The organism is Halomonas sp. DP5Y7-2 (genome assembly GCF_019802025.1).
Classification (GTDB): Bacteria; Pseudomonadota; Gammaproteobacteria; order Pseudomonadales; family Halomonadaceae; genus Halomonas; species Halomonas litopenaei_A.
In genome coordinates this window covers 143409-163365 of the sequence record NZ_JAHVHY010000009.1, presented here as the reverse complement: position 1 = coordinate 163365, position 19957 = coordinate 143409, and the positions used below count along the sequence as shown (strand labels likewise).

Genomic DNA, 19957 nt, shown 5'->3' with positions numbered 1-19957 from the left:
ATATGCCGACTATCGCTGCTTACGCGACAGCATCCCGTCCCATTGACTGAGGGGTCTTCCACCCCATAGACAGGTCCGTTCCCTTATAGGCAAGCACCGCTCATAGCTCAACAGCGAGGAACACTATCTGTCGCACCGACAGGGAGGCGCAGGAGAAAAGCTCTTAAAATTCATGAAGATAAAACCAATACAAAACATTAACATAAATTAGACAATTACAAACCCACACCTGCATTACGTTGCCTTACATCAGCTAGCGGGAAGGCTATCGGACTTAAAATAAGTCATTACTGATATTCTGTTGCCGGCAAGTACCTCTCTACCGCCAGAAGCCAACTCCATAACGTAAGATAAGCAGGGACGACAGCATGAAAAGAAGCCTACTGATCGCTACCGCGATGGCCGTTTTACTCTTGCAGGGGTGCGCAACAAGCCGCAGCACCGTGAACATTCCCGCGCCAGACCCTGCCACAGTCACAGCCACCGCCACCCACGCGATACCCGGTCCAAGCCTGTATATCCGCAACGTCACCGACCAGCGTCACTTCGAGGAAGCTCCGCGCAGCGCAGACATTCCCTCTCTGGGCTTCGAGGGCGCCACGGCAGCGACAGCGGAACGCAAGGCACGAGCCATTGGACGCAAGCGAAATGGCTTCGGAAAGGCCCTCGGCGACGTCCAGTTACCAGAAGGAACAACTGTCACCGACTTGATTCGCGCCTACGCCAGTGAGGGCTTCGAGGATGCCGGCTGGCACGTTGTCGCCCAGCCCGCCGATGATGTCACGACGGTGGATATTGCGGTGACCCGCTTCTGGTCCTGGTTCCAACCGGGATTCTGGGCCATTGCGCTGAATACCGATATCGAAACGGAGTTTGCCTTTTCCGATAAGCATGAGGTGTCGCCCATCCATGTGCATGTAAAAGACCACATGCAGGTGGCGGTCGATAGCGACTGGGTCGCCAACAATCAGCTGACTCTGGAACGCTATCGCGAGGCTGTCGCTCAGCAGGCGGTCCCCTGAGACACACCCAAGCCCCCTGTCGAGCCTATTGGCGCCGGCCCGAGCCGCGCGGACGTTACTCTCTGTCTGTCTCTTCCGCCGAGCCCGGGCCATCCATTTAGGACATATAACATTTGCTGATTATCGACATTCGAGTGGCGGTAATATTCTAAATAGACGCGCTTATTCGTCTATTTTCGACGAAATACTTGACTTAAGCTTACTTGGAGAGCCGCCCTTTTAACGATAAACTTCACTTTTTCGCTCAGGCGGATGTCAGGTATGAAACAACTACGCCTTAGTGAATGGTTAGGCTGGGCCCCGAGCCGTGATAGCCAGGCAATGAATGCCTGCCTCCTGCCGCCCGAGAAACCAGGTTCCTCAGTGCCCAGCATGTTGCGACGCCGGCTCGACACCCCCGGGCGCGCAACCTGCGACATCTTGAGCAAGCTTGACCCCGATGCGCGCTTTCCTCTCGTTCATGCGTCTCGCCATGGTGATGCCAACTTCACGCTAGCCATGTTGAAGTCCTTGGCCGATAGCGCCCCCCTTTCCCCCACCCGGTTTTCCATGTCGGTGCACAACGCCACCTTGGGCGTTCACGCTATCGCCAATCATCATCGCCGCCCCCTTCAGGCGTTGGGTGCCAGCGGTAACGAATTCAATGCCCTGCTATGGGAAGCGCAGGGCTATCTGGCGGAAGGCTACGAGGCCGTCGTCATCGTCTTCAGCGAGGGGGAACTGCCTGAGGACTACTCGGGCCTTGCCCCGCATCCGGGCAGTGCCTGCGCCGTCGGACTCAGGTTATCTCATGACGATGGCAGAGCACTGGTACCTGTCACCAGTAGCCGCTGCATAGCACCGACCCCGCTTGATGTGATCGACTGGCTGGGGGGACGTGTACCCATCCTGGACGCGGCTTCTGCCTGGCGCCTGGAGGAAGCATGACGCTGGATCAGTGGCGAAGGGGACTTGGCACCTTGCTGTCGTTCGCTGCCTTTGGCGTTGGCGGCCTGGTCATCGGACTCGCCGTTGCGCCGTTGTTACGCCTTGGTGTGCGTCACCCTCAGCAACGCCAACGCATCGCCCGCCAGCTGATCCAACAGGTCTTTCGCGCCTTCATTGCACTGATGAAGGGGCTTGGTGTCCTCGACTACCGCCTGCAGGGAAGCGAACGGCTCAACCGAGGCGGCCATTTGATTGTGGCCAATCACCCCTCGTTGATAGACGTCGTCTTTCTGCTGGCCTACACCCCCAACGCCGACTGCATCGTCAAAGGCAGGCTCGCCACCAACCCATTTACTCGCGGGCCTATCCATGTCGCGGGCTATATCACCAATCGCGACCCCGAAGCCCTGTTAGAGGCCGCCAGACAGAGCCTCGCCCAGGGCAACTCGCTGATCCTGTTCCCCGAGGGCACCCGCACAACGCCCGGGCGCCCCATCAAGTTTCGCCGTGGGGGAGCCAATATCGCTCTACGCACCAGCAGCCCGATCACCCCGGTGCTGATCCAGTGCTCCCCGACCACCCTCACCAAGGGTGAACCCTGGTACCACATCCCACCGCGCAAGGTGCAGATGGACCTGCGTGTACTCGACGACCTGCCGACAGAGCGGGCGTCACATCTACCAACCAGCCAGCAGGCCCGCCACCTGACGCGGGAGCTAAGTGACTACTTCAACAGGGAACTGGAGCGCATTCACGATGAACCAAAGCGACGCGCTAGCGCTTGATTTGAAGCACATGATTATCGACACCCTCGAGCTCGAGGATGTCACCCCGGATGATATTGACGAACAAGCGCCCTTGTTTGGCGACGGTCTGGGGCTCGACTCTATCGACGCGCTGGAGCTCGGCCTGGCCCTGCAGAAGCGCTACGGCGTTACCCTGGATGCCGAAGCCGAGGACACGCGCCGCCACTTTGCGAGTCTTGCCGCGCTGAAAGCGCTGGTGGAGGAGCGTCGTGTCGACTGAAGCCACTGTCAGCCGGGAGCAAATCCTGGCCCATGTTCAACGCACCCTGGTCGAGCTGTTCGAAGTCTCACCTGCCGAGGTATCACCCGAAGCGAGACTCTACGAAGACCTGGATATCGATAGCATTGACGCCGTCGACCTGGTGGTCGAGCTGAAGCAATTTACCGGCCGTCGCATCGACCCCGAAGCGTTCAAGTCCGTGCGCAGCATCGACGACGTGGTCAACGCCGTCGACCAGCTGATGCGAGGCTGAGGTCAGCGTTGCGTACGCGTACGGTTTCCGCCAAGGCGGTGACGATCGGGCTATCGCTGGCCTGGCCGTTCGCGGTGTGGGGGCTGTCTGGGATCCTCGGCCCTTGGCCGCTGCTGTTGACCGGCTGTGCACTGGTCGCCTGGCGGCTGCCTCAGGCTCGTGGCCTGGCAGCCTTCGCCGCCCTGACGCTGCTGGCCCTGGGGCTGACCGTGGACGCCGAACTGGGCGTACGTGGCTACCCCGTCGCCGTCAATGCAGTGCTGCTGGCCACCTTTGCCCTCAGCCTGTGGCGCGGCATGCCTGTGGTAGAACGCTTGGCCAGATTGCAGGAGCCGAATCTACCGCCGGCCGGCGTGCGTTATACCCGAGTCGTGACGCAAGTCTGGTGCCTGTTCTTTGTGGTCAACGGCACCATCGCTGCCTGGACGGCAGCCTATGCAGACCTGGACGTCTGGACCCTGTACAACGGCGTCATCAGCTATGTCCTGATCGCCCTGATGTTTGCCGGTGAGTGGCTTTGCCGACGCCGGCTGCGGAGCCCCCCTCCATGACCCCCTTTTCTACCCACGCTGGGAGCGATTATCTCGGCCTGACGCAACGCCCTTGGCGACAGCCCGTGCAGAGCAATGGCGCGCTGACGGACGCCTGGTGTCACGCGCAGACGCTTGGACCTTCCATCGATGCATGGCGAACCTGGCTTGAGCCAAGGCCGAAAGGACGCTGGCTGTTGTTCGCCACGGATCCTGGTACCTTTACTGCCGCCCTGCTGGCATTGTGGGAAAGCGGGCAAAGCGCCCTGCTGCCTGGCGATGATCGACCAGCGACCCTGGAACGCCTGTTGCCTCTGGTGGTTGGCCGCATACCCGCTGCACCTACCGCCACCCCCACCGCCACACCCACCGTGGCGGGCACCCAGGACAACACTGCAGCGACCTCGCGCGTGACGCTATCGTCCACCGACGCCGGCCTTCCCCTCGAAGGTGAAGCGGTGGTGCTATGTACCTCCGGCTCGACGGGGCAGCCCAGCCTTGCGGCGAAATCTTTCCGTCAACTGGACGAGGAACTAAGCCGTCATGCCAGCCTATGGCCCCTGACCGGTCGCGCCGTGATCAGCCAGGTGAGCCATCAGCATATCTATGGCTTGTTGACCGGTATCCTGTCGCCGCTCTGTCACAACGTCCCCTTCTGTGGCAATGACAGTCGCTATCCCGAGGTGATGGCCCAGCGAGCGAGCGAGTCCTCACATATCGGACTGACCAACCGCTTGGTCACCAGTCCCGCTCAGCTATCGCGGCTGCCCCAGCACCTGGCCCTGGAGCACCAGCGCATCACCGACGTCTTCAGCTCTGGCGCCCCCCTGGCGCTTGCGGACGCCACGCGCTGCGAGCAGCTGCTGAACGCCCCGGTCATCGAGATCTACGGCAGCACCGAGACCGGCGGCATCGCCTATCGCCAGCAGTCGCGACAGGACGCCTGGCGGCCATTTCCCGACATCGAGCTGGATCTCGGTGATAGCACTCTTCGCCTGCGCTCGCCCTTTCTCCCCCACCCTGACCAATGGTGGGAACAAGCCGACCGCGTCGAACGCGACGGCGAGGGCTTCCGCCTGCTGGGGCGTCGCGACCGGCTGGCCAAGGTCGGCGGCAAGCGCATATCGCTGACGGCACTGGAACAGCGCTTGTGTGAGCTTCAGCACGTTGACGATGCTCGGTGCGTGGACCTCGACCTGCGCGATGGCCGCCTTGGTGTGGTGGTCGCCATGGCTGGCGACGCCCTACCACAGGAGCATGAACCACGCCGGCGCTTGATCGCATCATTGCGTGAACACCTTGGCGCAGCGCTCGAACCATCGGCCATGCCCCGCTACTGGCGCTTCGTCGAGGCGCTGCCGCTCAATCCTCAAGGCAAGCATGATCAAGCCGCCCTGCGCCGCTTCTTCGACGACCTCACTGATGACCGTCAGCCCCGCTGGCTGGGGGCTCAAGGCCAGAATACACAATGGCATCTGACCCTTGAGGTACCGGAGCGACTGCGCTATCTGGAAGGCCACTTCGAAGGCTTTCCCCTGGTGCCAGGAGTGGTGCTGGTGCAATGGGCTATTCAGCATGCCCGTGAGGTATTTTCCGACCTGGGCCGGTTTCGCGGCGTGGACCGCCTCAAGTTCCAGAAGGTCGTGCGCCCCGGCCAGCGCCTGACGCTCAGCCTCCAACGTCGCGCCGACGGTATCGGCTTTACCTACGACTCGGCACAGGGGCGCCACGCCTCAGGCAGGGTTCGCCTGGAGGCTCGGGATGAGTGAGCTTCGCCCCTGCGCCCTGATACCGGTCTACAACCACCCGGACACCGTCGCCGGAGTGGTAGAGCGCCTCGCCCGCCACGAGCTGCCGATCATTCTGGTCGATGACGGTAGTGATGCAGGATGTCGCCGCGAGCTCGAGCGCCTGGCATCCCTGGGCCACACGCTGGTGACCCATGCCGACAACCGTGGCAAGGGCGCGGCGGTGCGCAGCGGCCTCATCGAAGCCGAGCGTCTGGGCTATACCCACGCATTGCAAGTCGATGCCGACGGCCAGCATCACCCAGCGGATATCCCTGCCTTCCTCGATGCCATGTACCAGTCGCCTCGCCGACTGCTGGCAGGATACGCCTGCTATGACGAAAGCGTGCCCAAGGCTCGTCGCTACGGCCGTTACGCCACCCATGTGTGGGTCTGGATCAACACCCTGTCACGCCACATTCGTGACTCCATGTGCGGGGTCCGCCTCTACCCGGTCACACAGGTCAACTCGCTGTTGCGCCGCCACCCTTGCGGCAATCGTATGACCTTCGATACCGAGGTACTCGTACGCTGGTACTGGGCAGGGGGCGAGCTCGCCAATCTACCCGTGCGGGTGCACTATCCCGAGCAGGGCGTCAGCCACTTCGCGGTATGGCGTGACAACACCCAGATCAGTCTGATGCACGCCCGCCTGTTCTTGGCCATGTGGCCACGCCTGCCAGGCCTGCTGCGACGTCATTGGAGGCAGCCATGAGCCGCGCCATCAAGCGCCAGCGCCACTGGGCCACCATTGGCGAGCGCGGCACCCTGGGCGGAATGCTGTTCATGGTGTGGCTCAGACGCTTCGGCGACTGGCCCTTTCAGCTCCTGCTGTGGCCGATCATCCTGTGGTACTACCTGACGCACCGCACGGCCAGGCGAGCCTCCCAGGACTATCTCTCACGCCTTGATCCCCACTTGGCAGGACACCCTGTGCGACTGCGGGCACGCAGCGTTCGGCATTTCCTGTGCTTTGGCCGCTCGCTCATGGACAAGGTCGCCGCCTGGAACGGCGAGTATCCTCCGTCAAGGCTCTCGGGGGCCGGCGTCAGCCACTTCACCAAAGCGGTCGATGAAGGACAGGGCGGGCTCATTGTGGTCGCTCACCACGGCAATCTCGATATCGTCAACGCCTTGAGCGAATGCCATCCGGCGCTGGACCTGATCGTTATCATGCACACGCCCAACGCCCGCAAGTTCAATGCGCTGCTGGAGCGCGCCACCGGACGACGCCGACCCGAGATCCTTGAGGTCAACGAGGTTTCGCCGTCCAGCGCTCAGCGTCTGGATGCACGTATCCGTGCAGGGGGCTTTGTGGTCATCGCAGCCGACCGTGTTCCGCCCCGCCAGGGGCGTACCCGTGAGCTCGACTTTCTCGATGCCAAGGCGCCTTTCCCGGAAGGCCCCTTCCTGCTCGCCAGCCTGCTCCGCTGCCGGGTCTACCGGCTAGCCTGCGTGCGCCAGAGCGACGGTTTCCTGGTCGATTTCGATCTGCTCGACGATGCCAGCCAGGTGGGACGTCGAGAGCGTGCCGCCTGGATTTCTGCCGCCATGCAGCGCCACTGCAGCGACCTGGCCTGGCGCGTCCAGCGCCATCCGTTGCAATGGTTCAACTTTTTCCCTTTCTGGACTGCCGACGAGACCAATGACCATGTCCCACCCCGCTGAGTCGACTGCCCCCTTGGTCCTGGATGGCGCAGCCCTGACGCTGGAAGATGTTCTCGCCGTCGCTCAGCGCCGCCGTGGCATCGTGCTGTCGCCGTGCCCTGAATTTCGCGCCCGCATCGAACGTGGCCAGCGTTTTCTTGCGCAACTGCTGGAGGAAGACGGTGTGGTCTACGGCGTCACCACCGGCTACGGCGACGCCTGCACCCGGCCGGTGGCCCACGACGACATCGATGACTTGCCGCGCCAGCTGTATACCTTTCATGGCTGCGGCATGGGCCAGACACTCGATGCCGAGGCGGCCAGGGCCGTGGTACTGGTGCGACTGGTATCCCTTTGCCAGGGCGTGTCGGGAGTCAGTGTCGAGTTGCTGGAGCGCCTCTCATGGTTGCTGGAACATGATGTGCTTCCGCTGATTCCCGAGGAGGGCTCCGTCGGCGCCAGCGGCGACCTGACACCGCTGTCTTACTTGGCGGCGGTGCTGTGCGGCGAGCGCGAGGTCATCGACAATGGCGTTCAACGTCCCGCCGCCGAGGCCCTTGCCGAGCGTGGACTGGCCCCTTATCGGCTCAAGCCCAAGGAAGGCCTGGCGCTGATGAATGGCACGGCGGTCATGACCGCCCTGGGGTGCCTGGCCTTCGCCCGTTGCGCCTATCTGGCACAACTCTCGACACGCATTACCGCGTTATCGGTCCAGGCACTGGACGGCAATCCCTATCACTTCGACGCCGACCTGTTCGCGGCCAAGCCGCACCCAGGCCAGCAGGAGGTGGCCGCAAGGCTGCGCCTTGATCTGCATGCACCACGCACACCACGAAACTCACCGCGCCTGCAGGATCGCTACTCGACCCGCTGCGCGCCCCATGTGATCGGCGTGGTCGAGGATGCCCTGCCCTGGTGGCGCCAGTTTCTGACCAATGAATTGAACAGCGCCAACGACAACCCGCTTGTCGACGCCAGTGTCGGAAAGGTCATGCACGGGGGGCATTTCTACGGTGGCCACGTGGCCTTTGTCATGGACAGCCTGAAGCAGGCCACCGCTAACCTTGCCGACCTTCTTGATCGCCAGCTGGCCCTGCTGGTGGACAGCCGCTACAACCACGGTCTGCCGAGCAACCTGAGCGGCGCCAGCGCCTCAAGGCTGGCCCTCAATCATGGCTACAAGGCCGTACAGATAGGTGCCTCGGCCTGGACCGCTGAAGCGCTCAAGCTGACTATGCCCGCCAGCGTCTTTTCACGCTCCACCGAGTGCCACAATCAGGACAAGGTCAGCATGGGCACCATCGCTGCTCGGGATGCACTGCGCATCCTGACCCTGGTGGAACAGGTCGCCGCTGCGACCCTGCATGCAGCAGCACAGGGAGTCGAGCTACGCAGTCGTGTTGGCAACGCCAGCGCCATCCCGGAGCGGCTGTCGGCTTTCCTGGATGAACTGCGCCGTGATATCGCACCGCTGGAGGAGGACCGCGCCCTGGACAGCGACCTCAACCATCTGTGTACGCTGATACGCCGCCGCCATTGGAGCCTGTATGACGCCTGATGCTCGCCCCCTGCCCAGGGCCAGTGTGGCCCTTGAGGTCCCGTTCCACGACGTCGACATGATGGAGGTCGCCTGGCACGGGCACTATGTGCGCTATCTCGAGATTGCCCGCTGCCGTCTGCTCGACGCCATCGACTACAACTACCCGCAGATGAAGGCGTCCGGCTTCGCCTGGCCCATCATCGATCTGAGGCTGCGCTACGCCGCCCCGGCGCGCTTCGGTCAGCACCTGAACGTCGAGGCTCGACTCAGCGAGTGGGAACATCGTCTCAAGATCGACTACACCATTCGCTGCGCCAAGACCGCCAAACGCCTGACCCGAGCCTGGTCAGTGCAGGTCGCGGTAGGGCTTGGCGATGGCGAAATGCGCCTGGCGTCACCGCCCGTTCTGAGCGAGCGGATCCTTGCCTGGCAAGAGGCACAGTCATGAACCGAAAGACACAGGCCGAGCCCCATGGTGGCAGGTTCCTGGCTGGCATAGCGTGGGCTAAAGCGACGTCCCGCCTGGCGGTACTGATGTTTGCAACCAGCGCCAGCGCGATCGCTGCGCCACCCGACCTGACGCAGCTCAGCCGCCATTTGAGCCAGGACCCGCCCGCCTGCGTCAGCTTTGATCAGCGGCGCTGGATGGCTGATCTCGAGACGGAGCTACCGAGCACCGGTTATTTCCGTCGCCAGTCAACGGGGCTGGTCTGGCAGACACTGACACCGATTCAGGACAGGCTGGTGCTATCTGCCGAAAACCCGGACCTGGCGACGGGCATGAAGGCCCTGCTGCCCGTCCTGACAGGCCTTTTCGACGGTAACTGGACAGCCCTGGAGCAACACTTCAGCGTGACGCTGTCCGGGCGCCTCGACGCCTGGCAGGCCACCTTGTCACCCAAGGACGCCGCCATCGCGGAGCGCCTTGAGTCCATAGCGCTGAAGGGCGACGAACTGGTGTCTTCACTGGTCGTCCGCTTCACCGACGGAGACCGCCTCAGCCTGGCCCTGTCGCCGCTACCCTGCCCGCCGCGAGCACCCGGAGCATGAGCACTTCGCGCGCCCCTTCCCAGGGCCTCAGCGCCGCCGCACTGCTGCGCAGGGGCTGGGGACTGGTACTGCTGGCCTGCGTCATCCTGCTGGCGCTGCAGGTACTGCGAGGGGGAGCGCTGGATACGCGCATTACCGCACTGCTGCCTGATTCACCGCAAGGACAGCTGATCAGTGCGGCCGACCAGCGTCTCTCCACCATCTTCGAGCGGCGTTTCGTGCTGCTGGTGAACGGCTCGTCCCCGGCGGCGCAGGCGACGGCTGTCGAGCAGCTTCGTCACGCACTGACGGATAGCGGCATCGTCGCGACCCTCGATAGCCAATCGCCACCAAGGCCCGACCAAAGCCTGTCAGCCTACCGCTATCGACTGCTGACTGACGCCCTGGCCGATGCTGACGCCGAAACGTGGCGTCAGCGCGGACTCACGCGGCTCTTCACTCCAGGCCTCGACGCCAATCTGGCGCAGGACCCATTCGGCTTGCTCGACGCCTGGCTGCAGTCCCGTTTCCAGGGCCCGGTCAGCTGGCGCCCCGGGGGCCCGGTGGTGATCACCGACCAGGCCGCATGGAGCCTGATCAGCGGTACCTTGACGGACAGCCCCTACGCCATGGATCTGCAGCACCGCCTGGCTGCAGTGCTCGAAGGTGCTCACCAGGCACACCCCGAGCTGACCATCCTGCGAGCGGGTCTGGTGTTTCACGCCGCCGCCGGCGCCCAGCAGGCCAGTCAGGAGATCGCGACCATCGGCCTCGGTTCGCTGCTCGGCATCCTGGCGCTGCTGGCACTGGTCTTTCGGCGGCCCCGAGCGATTGCCCTGCTGCTGCTGCCGGTGGCCACCGGACTGCTCTTTGCCAGCGCCCTGACCTGGCTGATCTTCGATACACTCAACCTGATCACCCTGGCCTTCGGTGCCAGCCTTATCGGGCTTTCCGTCGACTACGCCTTGCACCTGCAGTGCGCCCGCCAGCTCAACCCTCAGCGTCCGTTACGCCAGCTCTGGCCAGGACTCGCGCTGGGCCTGGGCTCCAGCCTATGCGCTTATCTGGTACAACTGGCCACCCCGTTGCCGGGCCTGCGCCAGATGGCCACCTTCACCGCCTTGGGACTCATCGGCGCCTGGCTGAGCGTGCGCCTGTGGCTCCCCTGTGTCCCGGTCCAGCCGCATCCGGCCACCGCGGCCATCGCCCTGCGACTTGACCGGTGGCGCCCGCGTACCCACTCCCGCTGGAAGTATCTATTGCTGGTGCTGCTGCTGGCAGGTGCCGCCGCACTAGCGCTGACCAGGGGCAGCACCAGTCATGACCTGCGACAGCTCAACCCGTCACCGGCAGCGTTGATCAACGAGCAGCAGCGCGTTCAAGCTCTGCTTGAGCGTCCCGCCAGCTTCCGCTATCTGCTCGTCACCGCCACCTCGACCGACGCACTGCTGACGCGCCTGGACCAACTCAGCGAACCGCTCGCCAGGCTGCAGCGGCAGGGCCACCTGTCGTCTTTCCGCCATCTTGCCCAGACAGTGCCCCCGGCTAGCGCTCAGGACAACGCCCTGGCCCAGGTGCAAGAGCGCTATGCCGAGGCCTTGCCAGAACTGCTGACCGCGGCCGGATTACCGGGCGCGCTCCAGGATCGGGTGCGCCAACGCCTGGACGACGTGCCCATCCTGACGCCCAGCGCCTGGCTGGCAACTTCCGCCGGAGAAGCCGACCGTGCGCTCTGGCTCGACGGTCTCGACTCACCCGCCGCGCTGATCATGCTGGGTGATGTCGACGCCAGTGCGACTACCGCTCTGCACCAGCTCGCCGAGGCAGAGGACGTGATCTACCGCGACCGTGTCGCCGCACTCTCGCAGCAGCTCGCCTTGCTCAGCGCCGAGCTGGTGCGCTGGCTGGCAGTGGCGCTGGCGCTGCTGATACTGGTGTTCGGCGTACGCTATCGCCGCAACGTCTGGCGCGCCCTGCTGCCCCCCGTGGGCGCAGTGTTGATCACCCTGGGAATCTTTGCGCTGCACCAGACACCGCTGACGCTGTTCCACCTGCTGGGACTACTGCTGGTGCTCGGGATCGGGCTGGATGCGGGAATCTTCAGCACTGAACACCGAGAGGATCCTGGCGCCTGGTTAGCCATCAGCCTGTCCTGCGCCTCGAGTCTCCTGGCCTTTGGCTTGCTGGCATTCAGTGCAACGCCAGCCCTGCATTTTCTCGGGCAGACCTGCCTGATTGGACTGATCGCCGCCTGGTGCCTGGTCCCCTTGGCCCGAGGCGCAAGAGCACGCGCCGACGATGCCTTTCATCATGGTGTCGCAGGAGGCGACGCCCACGAACCGGAGAACGCATCCCATGGAAGAACGACCTGAAACCGACATCGCCATCATCGGTGCTGGACCCTCCGGTGCGGCAGCGGCCGCCTGGCTGGCTCGCAAGGGCTATTCGGTCAGGGTGCTGGAGCGCACCCATTTTCCGCGTTTCGTGATCGGCGAGAGCCTGCTGCCCCAGTGCATGGTTCACCTGGACCGCTGCGGTCTGCTCGACGCCGCCAAGGCGGGTGCCTATCAAGCCAAGAATGGTGCCGCCTTCTGTCGTGGTGAGGACTATGCTGCCATCGACTTCCGGGACAAGTTCAGTCAAGGGCCTGGCACTACCTGGCAAGTGCCGCGGGAAGACTTCGACCGGCGCCTGATCGAGGGTGCCCAAGCCGCAGGGGCCCGGGTTGACTTCGGTGTCAGCGTCACTGGCTTTCACGCGGATGCGATCAGGCCAGGGCTGAGCTGCGTCGACGACAGCGGTCAATCTTTCGACGTGGATGCCCGCTTTGTGCTCGATGCCAGCGGCTATGGCCGTGTGCTGGCACGTCTCGAGGCGCTGGATCGCCCATCCGACCTCCCCCCACGCTGCGCCTTGTTTACCCATGTCGAGGACCATATTGATCCGGCGCTCCACGACCGTGAGAAGATCCTGATTGGCGTTCACCCCGAACACGCTGGAGTCTGGTACTGGCTGATACCGTTTCGTGATGGACGCGCATCGGTGGGCGTCGTCGCAAGTCCTGAACAGCTTGCACAGGCAGGTGACAACGACGAGCAGCGACTGTGGTCGATGCTGGCACAGGAGCCCCGCTACGCGCGGCTGCTCAAGGCAGCAACCGCCACACGCGAGGTCCAGCGAATCAGCGGCTACTCCGCCGACATTCGCCGCCTGCACGGTCCGGGCTTTGCCATTCTTGGCAACGCGGGGGAGTTTCTCGACCCGGTGTTTTCTTCCGGTGTCACCATCGCCCTGAACTCCGCCCTGCGCGCGGCGCCCCTTGTCGCACGCCAGCTGGAGGGCGAGACGATCGACTGGCAGCGTGAGTTTGAACACCCCTTGCGCCAGGGGGTGGCCACCTTCCGCGAGTTCGTCGACGCCTGGTACGACGGCCGCTTGCCTCGCGTCATCTTCCATCCCGACCAGCAGCCCCGGGTCCGCCAGATGATTGCCTCGGTCCTGGCCGGTTACGCGTGGGATACTGACAACCCCTTCGTGGCCGCCAGTCGCCGACGCCTCACGAGTCTTGCCGAACGTTGCAAGCTGGACAGCGAGGCGGCGATACCGTGAGCCTGACGATCGTACCCACACCCCGCGCAAGGCAAGCCTGTTGCCCGAGCAAGCGGCCCCCCTTCGCCGAGCGCAAGAGACTGCGCGCGGCGCTGGGACGCTTGGGTCTTGTTGCTGCCCTGGGACTGCTGTCACTGCTGGGCGGCTGCGCGCAGGGCCCCGGCATAGCGCCCATGCCGAGTCTCGACGGTCTGGAACCGGTCAGCGCTCAGACCCAGCGACTGACGTTCGTGCATCAGGGTGAGCGTCGAGAGCTTATCGGGGTACTACGCCATGATCATCGGCAGTTGCAGCTGGCCCTGCTTAGCCTGCAAGGCCAGCGACTGCTGACCCTGACGCAGGACGCCGAAGGGGCGCGCTTTGCACCAGGAGCCGTCTTTACCCCGCCGTTCAGCGCAGACTGGCTGGCCAGTCGCCTGAGCTTTAGCCTGTGGCCGGAACAGCGACTGCACGAGGCCTTTGCAGGTAGTGACTGGTCGCTGGTTCAGCAGGACAATGCACGCAGCATCTATTTTCGAAATCAGTTGGTCGTTGGCGTCAAGATGACGCCAGCCTGCCATGTGATTCATGATATCGAGGCCAACTACTGGCTTAGTGTCTCGAGGCTGGGATCCTCACCGGCTCCCGCTACCCGCACTCCCGACACAACAATCAACCACCGTGCAGCGACTGATTTACCATGCCCCTCGACGTGACACCCACGCAGACATTCTGCCGACTCCATGCGCCGGCACTGGTCTGCCCGCTAGGGGATGACCTTGAGACCATCGCCTCGCGGCTGTTCAGCGGCACCCGTGGCCTTGTGCTCAGTGATGAGCACAGCCCCGGACGCCCACTATGGCTGGGCGCCGTGACGTCCCTCCTGCCGGATGATAGTGACTGGCCAGCGCGCCACCGTTCGCGCAACAACCGCTTGCTGGACGCCGCCTTCGAGCGACTCATCCCGCTGCTGGACGCCTATCTGGAGACACATCCACAGGCGCGCCTGGGTATCGTGCTGGGCACCAGCACCTCAGGCATCGGCGAAACCGAACGCGCGGTCGCACAGCGCGCTGAAACGGGCCTCTGGCCTGACGACTTTCACTACGCTCGCCACGAGATCGGCGCGCCGTCCGACTTCCTGGCCTGGCGTATCGCCAACGCTCGGCCAAACGTCACTGTCGTCACAGCCTACACCCTCTCGACCGCCTGCACCTCCAGTGCCAAGGCCCTGACCAGCGCCAGGCGGATGCTCAAGGCGGGGCTTTGTGATGTCGTCATCGCAGGTGGCGCCGACAGTTTATGCGGCCTTACCGTAAACGGATTTTCTGCCCTTGAGGCGGTCAGCAACCAACCCTGCCAGCCTTTCGCGGAGCAGCGTGACGGCATCAACCTGGGCGAGGGGGCTGCGCTGTTCCTGGTCAGCGGCGAGCCGGGTGGCATCCAGCTCAGTGGCTACGGGGAAACCAGCGATGCCCACCACATTTCTGCGCCGCGGCCCGACGGTGAGGGAGCCCTGAATGCCATGCAAGCCGCTCTGGAGATGGCAGGCCTCACAGCGGCCGACATCGACTATCTGAACCTCCATGGCACCGCGACCCGACAGAACGATGCCATGGAGTCCCGCGCCGTGAGCCAGGCCTTTCCCGCAGGGGTTGCCTGTGGCTCGACCAAGAGCCTGACCGGCCACACCCTGGGCGCTTGCGGCGCTCTCGAAGCGGCCTTCTGCTGGCTCGCCATGCAGCATGACCGGTGCCCGCCTCACCTGGATGCCGCCGATCCGACGCTGCCGCAGCTAGCGCTATGCCAGGCACTGCCATCCGCTCACACCCGGGTTCGCCGCACGCTATCCAACGCCTTCGCCTTTGGCGGCAACAATATTTCTCTCGTGATGGAGCGTACGTCATGACACTCACCCCTTGTGCCGAGGCTACCGGCATGTCATCGAAGGCCACTCCCGAGCAGGCCACTGACCTTGACGTGGCTGAGGAGCGCTTTCCGCCGATCGCCGAGCTGGTGCCTCACCAGGCCAGCATGTGTCTGCTCGACCAGGTTGTGGAGATCGGCGAGGAGCACCTGGTGGCCAGCGTCACTCCACGGCGTCACGATCCTTTTGCCGACGACCAGGGTATTCCTGGCTGGGTGGGCCTGGAGTGGCTGGCCCAAGCGATTGCGGCCTGGTCCGGCCAGGCTGCAAGACAACACGGAGACACGCCGCGTATCGGCTTCCTGCTTGGCTCCCGACACTACCATTGCGACGTCGAGCACTTCTGCTTCGATCTCCCGGTCACCGTCAAGATCGTGCTCGACTATCGCGCCGACAATGGTCTCGGTGCCTTTCGCGGCGAACTCAGCGGGGCCACTGGCCTGACGCTGGCCAGCGCCACCCTGAATGTCTTTCAGCCCGACAGCGCCGACGCCCTGTCAGCCATGTTCGAGGACGCCACGCCATGACCGATACCCTGCTCGTCACCGGTTCCAGCCGGGGCATCGGCCGCGCCATCGCTCTGCGACTTGCCCGGGATGGTTTCGATATCGTGGTTCATTGCCGCAGCCGCCAAGATGCCGCCGAAGACGTCGCCGAGCTCATCCGCCGCCAGGGCCGACAGGCACGGGTACTGTGCTTCGACGTGACCGACCGCGCGGCCACTCGGGCGGCGCTGGAACATGACATGGAGACCCATGGTGCCTACTACGGCGTGGTACTGAACGCTGGCATCACGGCCGATGGCGCCTTTCCGGCACTGACCGACAATGACTGGGACAGCGTCATCGACACTGGCCTCAACGGCTTCTACAACGTGGTCAAACCGGTCAGCATGCCGATGATACGTCGACGCAAGCCTGGCCGTATTGTGGTCATGTCCTCGGTCTCCGGGGTCATGGGCAACCGCGGGCAGGTCAACTACAGCGCAGCCAAGGCCGGGCTGATTGGCGCAGTGAAAGCGCTGGCCGTCGAACTGGCCAAGCGCAGGATCACGGTCAATGCGGTGGCACCTGGATTGATCGACACTGACATGACAGAAGACCTGGCAAGTGACGAGGCGATGAAGGCGATACCGATGCGCCGAACTGGGCGAGTCGAAGAGGTGGCTGCCGCCGTGAGCTTCCTGTGCTCCGAGGACGCAGGCTATATCACTCGCCAGGTGATCGGCGTCAACGGAGGGCTATGCTGATGCATCATCACGGACATCGCGCCGACGGCCTCGGGCGTCGCGTGGCAGTGACCGGCATGGCCGGCTTCTCGCCAGTCGGCAACGATTGGGAAACCATCAAGGCACGCCTGCTGCGCGGCGAAAATGGCATCCGTCATCTGCCCGAGTGGGCCGTCTATGAAGGTCTCAACACCCGCCTGGGTGCCCCGGTGGAAACCTTCGACTTGCCTGCGCACTATCATCGCAAGGCCCTGCGCAGCATGGGACGCGGGGCCCGCATGGCCACTCGCGCCAGCGAGCTGGCACTGGAGGATGCGGGGCTTGCTGACAGCCCATTGCTGGGTAGTGGCGAGATGGGCATCGCCTATGGCGCATCAGCCGGTGAGCCAGATGCCGTTGCCGATTTCGGCAACATGCTGATCAACAAGTCCACAGACGGCCTCAACGCCAACTCCTACATTCGCATGATGGCCCACACCGCGCCGGTCAATATCGGGGTCTTTCTCGGCGTACGCGGGCGCATTCATACCACCTCCAGCGCCTGCACCTCGGGCAGCCAGGGTATCGGCTACGCCTACGAAGCGATTCGTTTCGGCCGCCAGAAGGCGATGATCGCAGGTGGCTGCGAAGAACTTTCCGCATCGGAAGCCGCGGTGTTCGACACCCTGTTCGCCACCAGTACCCGCAACGATTCGCCGCAGGCAACACCGAGGCCCTTTGACCGCGATCGCGACGGTCTGGTCATCGGCGAAGGCGCCGGCAGCCTTATCCTTGAGGACTTAGAACACGCCCTGGCCCGTGGCGCCCATATCTACGCTGAGGTGGTCGGTTTTGGCACCAACAGCGACGGTCGCCATGTTACCCAACCGGATGCCAGCATGATGGAAGGCGCTATTCGCGGTGCGCTTGCCGATGCAGCGCTTGACCCCTCCCATATCGGCTACGTCAGCGCACATGGCACCGCGACCGATCGCGGTGATGTCGCCGAAAGCAAGGCGACTCAGGCAGTGTTCGGCAAGCACCAGCCGATCAGCGCCTTCAAGAGCTTCACCGGTCACACCCTGGGGGCCTGCGGCGCACTGGAGGCCTGGGTCGCCATCGAGATGATGCGCGACGGCTGGTTCCATCCCACCCTCAATCTCGAGAATCCGGACCCCGACTGTGCTGAGCTCGACTACCTGCGTGGCGAGGGCAGGCATATGCAGTGTGAATACGTGATGAGCAACAACTTTGCCTTCGGTGGCATCAACACGTCGCTCATTTTCCGCCGCTGGTAATGACGCGACCGCGCGGGGCCAACGGCCTCCCCATAAGAAGAAAGGACACGACACATGAAGAAAGGAACTCTTGCCCTGTCACTGCTTCTCGCAAGCCTTGGCACAGCCGCCAGTGCTGAAGCACGCGACACCCCCTACTTCCTGCCCATTCAGGAAGCGCTGGCCACACCAGCCGCTCAGGAGAAGCTGGACCCCAGCATCCGGCTGGTGTTTGCCGATGACGGCGGTACCGTCGACCGCAATTTTGGTGAAGTGGTCACTAGCCGCAAGACCAACGCGTTCAACAAGACGGATGAAGAAGCCTGCCGCTGGGTCATGCTCTCGGCGCTGATCGCCCTGCAGGACAGTGCGCGCCAGCAGGGCGGTAACGCCGTGGTCAACATCGCAAGCTTCTACGACAGAAACCCGCGCGCCTTGACCGACGAGTACGAGTGCCATGCCGGCGCGCTGATGGCCGGGGTGGCACTGAAGGGCGATGTCGTCACGCTGCGCTGAGCGTCCGCGGCTGCTGTTGGCCATCGCAGCGCTGTCGGCCAATGACGGTGCTGCCCCCCAGGGGCGGCCAACTTCGGCCATCGCGCGGGGGGCCGAGACATCCCGCCTGGGACGGGAGCTGTTAACCCGGCTGGCCGCCCAGCTTGGCCATCGCTGTGCGCTGGAGGGCTGGTCGCCACGCGGCGCGGGGCCGCCGCGCCATACCGACTTGCCCTGCCCCTGGACGGCCTGTCTAAGCCACAGCGGCAGCCTGGTCGTCGCCGGACTTGGTGAGGTGCCGATCGGTCTGGATATCGAGGCGCCAAGCCCCTCTCGCAAGCAGCGACACCAGCGTCGCCTCGAGGGGCTGATCGAGACATTGCCTGAGGCCGAGGTGCGTTACGCCATCCGCGCCTCAAGTGATCCTCTTGCCGCCTTCTACCGCGCCTGGACCCTGCACGAGGCCTGCTACAAGCTCGGCTGTCTGGCGGACCAGCCACCGGACCATGTCTTGGCCACCCGCATCGCACCGCTCGTGGCGATGTCGATACCGATGCCGATGTCCGCAGGCATTGACCTCGAGCGTGACTCTCGCCCCTTCGAACCGCCACTGAATGTCTGGCAAGCACAGGATCAAAGGCTCACCTTGAGCCTGTGCAGCCTGAGTTCCCAGCTGGTCATCGAGATGCCTCTAGGTGGGTGCGGCATTCCTTTCACGAGGATCCGACACTCTGACGCAGGGTGAGACGATCCATCGATATCTGGCAGCGTTGCCCTCTACCCACAAGCCTCCTTCCAGCGAGTTCCTTGCCCCTGCCCCCTACCAAGGTCTAGTCCTGAGGGTGTTATTGTCGCTTGCTATAAATGTCAGACATTAAATACACTAACATCCAACATTTCGGAGGTTCAGATGGCCGCTCTCTCGTCATTATCGCCATCGCCAGAGACAGGCGGCGCGTCAGCCCTGGCCGAGGTCCTCGCCCAAGCGATCCTCTCGGGGCGCTGGCAACCGGGCGATGACTTCCCTCGCGAACTGGACCTTTGCCATCACTTCGATGCCAGCCGCAATCGCGTTCGCAACGCCCTTGCAGAGCTCGTCTCGGCAGGTCTGATCGAGCGGGTGGCCGGACGCGGAACGCTGGTCCGTGATGTCATTGACTGGCACCTGCTGGACCCACAGATGAGCCGTTGGATGGCAAGCCTGGAGGCTCCCCATCCCGAATTGATCGCTGCGGTATTTTCCTTTCGCCTGGCGGCAGAGCCGTACATCAGCGAACTGGCCGCCCTGCATGCCACGGGTGAGGACCTCGCACGTATCGAGCGAGCCTTCGAGGGCATGCTGAGCACCGCCGACCTGCCCCACCTGCGGCTCACCCATGCCGAGTACGACGTGGCGTTCCATGATGCCATCTACCGTGCCAGCCATAACTTGGTCTGGCGCCAGCTAGGGCTGCTGTTGCGCCCATGCATTGTGGCATTGATACAGCGCTCCCAGGATCAGGCAACGGGCCAGGCCGAAGGGCTCAGCGACAGCCTGGAGCGGCACCGCCAACTGCTGGAAGCGATTCGCCTGAGGCAACCGGCACAGGCCCGCCAAGCCACTGAAAGCCTGCTCGAGCGCACCGCCCGCGACCTGGGTTCGCTGGCACCTGGCCAGGGTGTGATGGCGCCTTCAACTCGACCCAGCCTGTAAGCCACAGGG

The 19957-nt window shown here is 63.8% G+C and carries 22 protein-coding genes; all 22 read left to right on the top strand.

The genetic code is table 11. The features are described 5' to 3' along the window. Nucleotides 1-368 precede the first annotated feature (368 nt). The 22 genes from KUW18_RS17760 to KUW18_RS17655 all read left to right on the top strand — a co-directional run bounded on the left by KUW18_RS17760 (nt 369) and on the right by KUW18_RS17655 (nt 19948). Nucleotides 369-1022, top strand: a complete 654-nt coding sequence (locus KUW18_RS17760; RefSeq protein WP_222562016.1) for a hypothetical protein — start codon at nt 369-371, stop codon at nt 1020-1022. A 252-nt stretch (nt 1023-1274) separates the two neighbouring features. Beyond that, nucleotides 1275-1949 (top strand): beta-ketoacyl synthase chain length factor, encoded by a 675-nt coding sequence (locus tag KUW18_RS17755; protein WP_315900687.1) that lies wholly within the window; start codon nt 1275-1277, stop codon nt 1947-1949. Then, nucleotides 1946-2734: a lysophospholipid acyltransferase family protein gene (locus KUW18_RS17750; protein ID WP_222562015.1), complete on the top strand. Its 789-nt coding sequence runs from the start codon at nt 1946-1948 to the stop codon at nt 2732-2734. The genes KUW18_RS17755 and KUW18_RS17750 overlap by 4 nt, the downstream gene beginning before the upstream one ends. Next, on the top strand, nt 2706-2975 hold the full coding sequence (locus KUW18_RS17745; protein WP_206944022.1) for a phosphopantetheine-binding protein: 270 nt from the start codon (nt 2706-2708) through the stop codon (nt 2973-2975). The genes KUW18_RS17750 and KUW18_RS17745 overlap by 29 nt, the downstream gene beginning before the upstream one ends. Continuing rightward, nucleotides 2965-3228, top strand: a complete 264-nt coding sequence (locus KUW18_RS17740; RefSeq protein ID WP_206944023.1) for an acyl carrier protein — start codon at nt 2965-2967, stop codon at nt 3226-3228. Before KUW18_RS17745 ends, KUW18_RS17740 begins: the two co-directional genes overlap by 11 nt. An 8-nt stretch (nt 3229-3236) precedes the next feature. After that, complete coding sequence (locus KUW18_RS17735) at nt 3237-3779, top strand: hypothetical protein (RefSeq protein WP_261396773.1); 543 nt, start codon at nt 3237-3239, stop codon at nt 3777-3779. Beyond that, on the top strand, nt 3776-5527 hold the full coding sequence (locus tag KUW18_RS17730) for an AMP-binding protein (RefSeq protein ID WP_222562014.1): 1752 nt from the start codon (nt 3776-3778) through the stop codon (nt 5525-5527). The genes KUW18_RS17735 and KUW18_RS17730 overlap by 4 nt, the downstream gene beginning before the upstream one ends. Continuing rightward, nucleotides 5520-6260, top strand: coding sequence for a glycosyltransferase family 2 protein (locus tag KUW18_RS17725; protein WP_222483772.1), 741 nt, complete (start codon nt 5520-5522; stop codon nt 6258-6260). Before KUW18_RS17730 ends, KUW18_RS17725 begins: the two co-directional genes overlap by 8 nt. Beyond that, nucleotides 6257-7213, top strand: coding sequence for a glycosyl transferase (locus tag KUW18_RS17720; RefSeq protein ID WP_222562013.1), 957 nt, complete (start codon nt 6257-6259; stop codon nt 7211-7213). Before KUW18_RS17725 ends, KUW18_RS17720 begins: the two co-directional genes overlap by 4 nt. Beyond that, complete coding sequence (gene hutH, locus KUW18_RS17715; protein ID WP_222164082.1) at nt 7197-8750, top strand: histidine ammonia-lyase; 1554 nt, start codon at nt 7197-7199, stop codon at nt 8748-8750. The genes KUW18_RS17720 and hutH overlap by 17 nt, the downstream gene beginning before the upstream one ends. Beyond that, nucleotides 8740-9180 carry an acyl-CoA thioesterase gene (locus tag KUW18_RS17710; protein WP_222562012.1) on the top strand — a complete coding sequence of 147 codons (441 nt, stop codon included), beginning with the start codon at nt 8740-8742 and terminating at the stop codon, nt 9178-9180. The genes hutH and KUW18_RS17710 overlap by 11 nt, the downstream gene beginning before the upstream one ends. Further along, nucleotides 9177-9782: a LolA family protein gene (locus KUW18_RS17705; protein WP_222562011.1), complete on the top strand. Its 606-nt coding sequence runs from the start codon at nt 9177-9179 to the stop codon at nt 9780-9782. The genes KUW18_RS17710 and KUW18_RS17705 overlap by 4 nt, the downstream gene beginning before the upstream one ends. Further along, the gene (locus KUW18_RS17700) at nt 9779-12133 is read left to right on the top strand and encodes an MMPL family transporter (RefSeq protein ID WP_222562010.1); all 2355 of its coding nucleotides are present in this window, start codon (nt 9779-9781) and stop codon (nt 12131-12133) included. The genes KUW18_RS17705 and KUW18_RS17700 overlap by 4 nt, the downstream gene beginning before the upstream one ends. Continuing rightward, a complete protein-coding gene (locus tag KUW18_RS17695; RefSeq protein ID WP_261396772.1) occupies nt 12117-13370 on the top strand; it encodes an NAD(P)/FAD-dependent oxidoreductase in 1254 nt (417 codons plus the stop codon). The genes KUW18_RS17700 and KUW18_RS17695 overlap by 17 nt, the downstream gene beginning before the upstream one ends. After that, on the top strand, nt 13367-14065 hold the full coding sequence (locus KUW18_RS17690; RefSeq protein ID WP_315900686.1) for a DUF3261 domain-containing protein: 699 nt from the start codon (nt 13367-13369) through the stop codon (nt 14063-14065). Before KUW18_RS17695 ends, KUW18_RS17690 begins: the two co-directional genes overlap by 4 nt. Further along, nucleotides 14050-15258: a beta-ketoacyl-ACP synthase gene (locus KUW18_RS17685; protein ID WP_222562009.1), complete on the top strand. Its 1209-nt coding sequence runs from the start codon at nt 14050-14052 to the stop codon at nt 15256-15258. Before KUW18_RS17690 ends, KUW18_RS17685 begins: the two co-directional genes overlap by 16 nt. Then, nucleotides 15255-15803 carry a hotdog family protein gene (locus KUW18_RS17680; protein WP_261396770.1) on the top strand — a complete coding sequence of 183 codons (549 nt, stop codon included), beginning with the start codon at nt 15255-15257 and terminating at the stop codon, nt 15801-15803. Before KUW18_RS17685 ends, KUW18_RS17680 begins: the two co-directional genes overlap by 4 nt. After that, nucleotides 15800-16525, top strand: a complete 726-nt coding sequence (fabG, locus tag KUW18_RS17675; protein ID WP_222483783.1) for a 3-oxoacyl-ACP reductase FabG — start codon at nt 15800-15802, stop codon at nt 16523-16525. Before KUW18_RS17680 ends, fabG begins: the two co-directional genes overlap by 4 nt. Further along, nucleotides 16525-17781, top strand: a complete 1257-nt coding sequence (locus KUW18_RS17670) for a beta-ketoacyl-ACP synthase (protein ID WP_206944037.1) — start codon at nt 16525-16527, stop codon at nt 17779-17781. Before fabG ends, KUW18_RS17670 begins: the two co-directional genes overlap by 1 nt. A 54-nt stretch (nt 17782-17835) precedes the next feature. After that, complete coding sequence (locus KUW18_RS17665) at nt 17836-18276, top strand: excinuclease ATPase subunit (RefSeq protein WP_206944038.1); 441 nt, start codon at nt 17836-17838, stop codon at nt 18274-18276. Then, nucleotides 18257-19000, top strand: a complete 744-nt coding sequence (locus KUW18_RS17660) for a 4'-phosphopantetheinyl transferase family protein (protein ID WP_222483787.1) — start codon at nt 18257-18259, stop codon at nt 18998-19000. The genes KUW18_RS17665 and KUW18_RS17660 overlap by 20 nt, the downstream gene beginning before the upstream one ends. A 165-nt stretch (nt 19001-19165) precedes the next feature. Beyond that, nucleotides 19166-19948 carry a FadR/GntR family transcriptional regulator gene (locus KUW18_RS17655; RefSeq protein ID WP_222164088.1) on the top strand — a complete coding sequence of 261 codons (783 nt, stop codon included), beginning with the start codon at nt 19166-19168 and terminating at the stop codon, nt 19946-19948. Nucleotides 19949-19957: the final 9 nt, after the last annotated feature.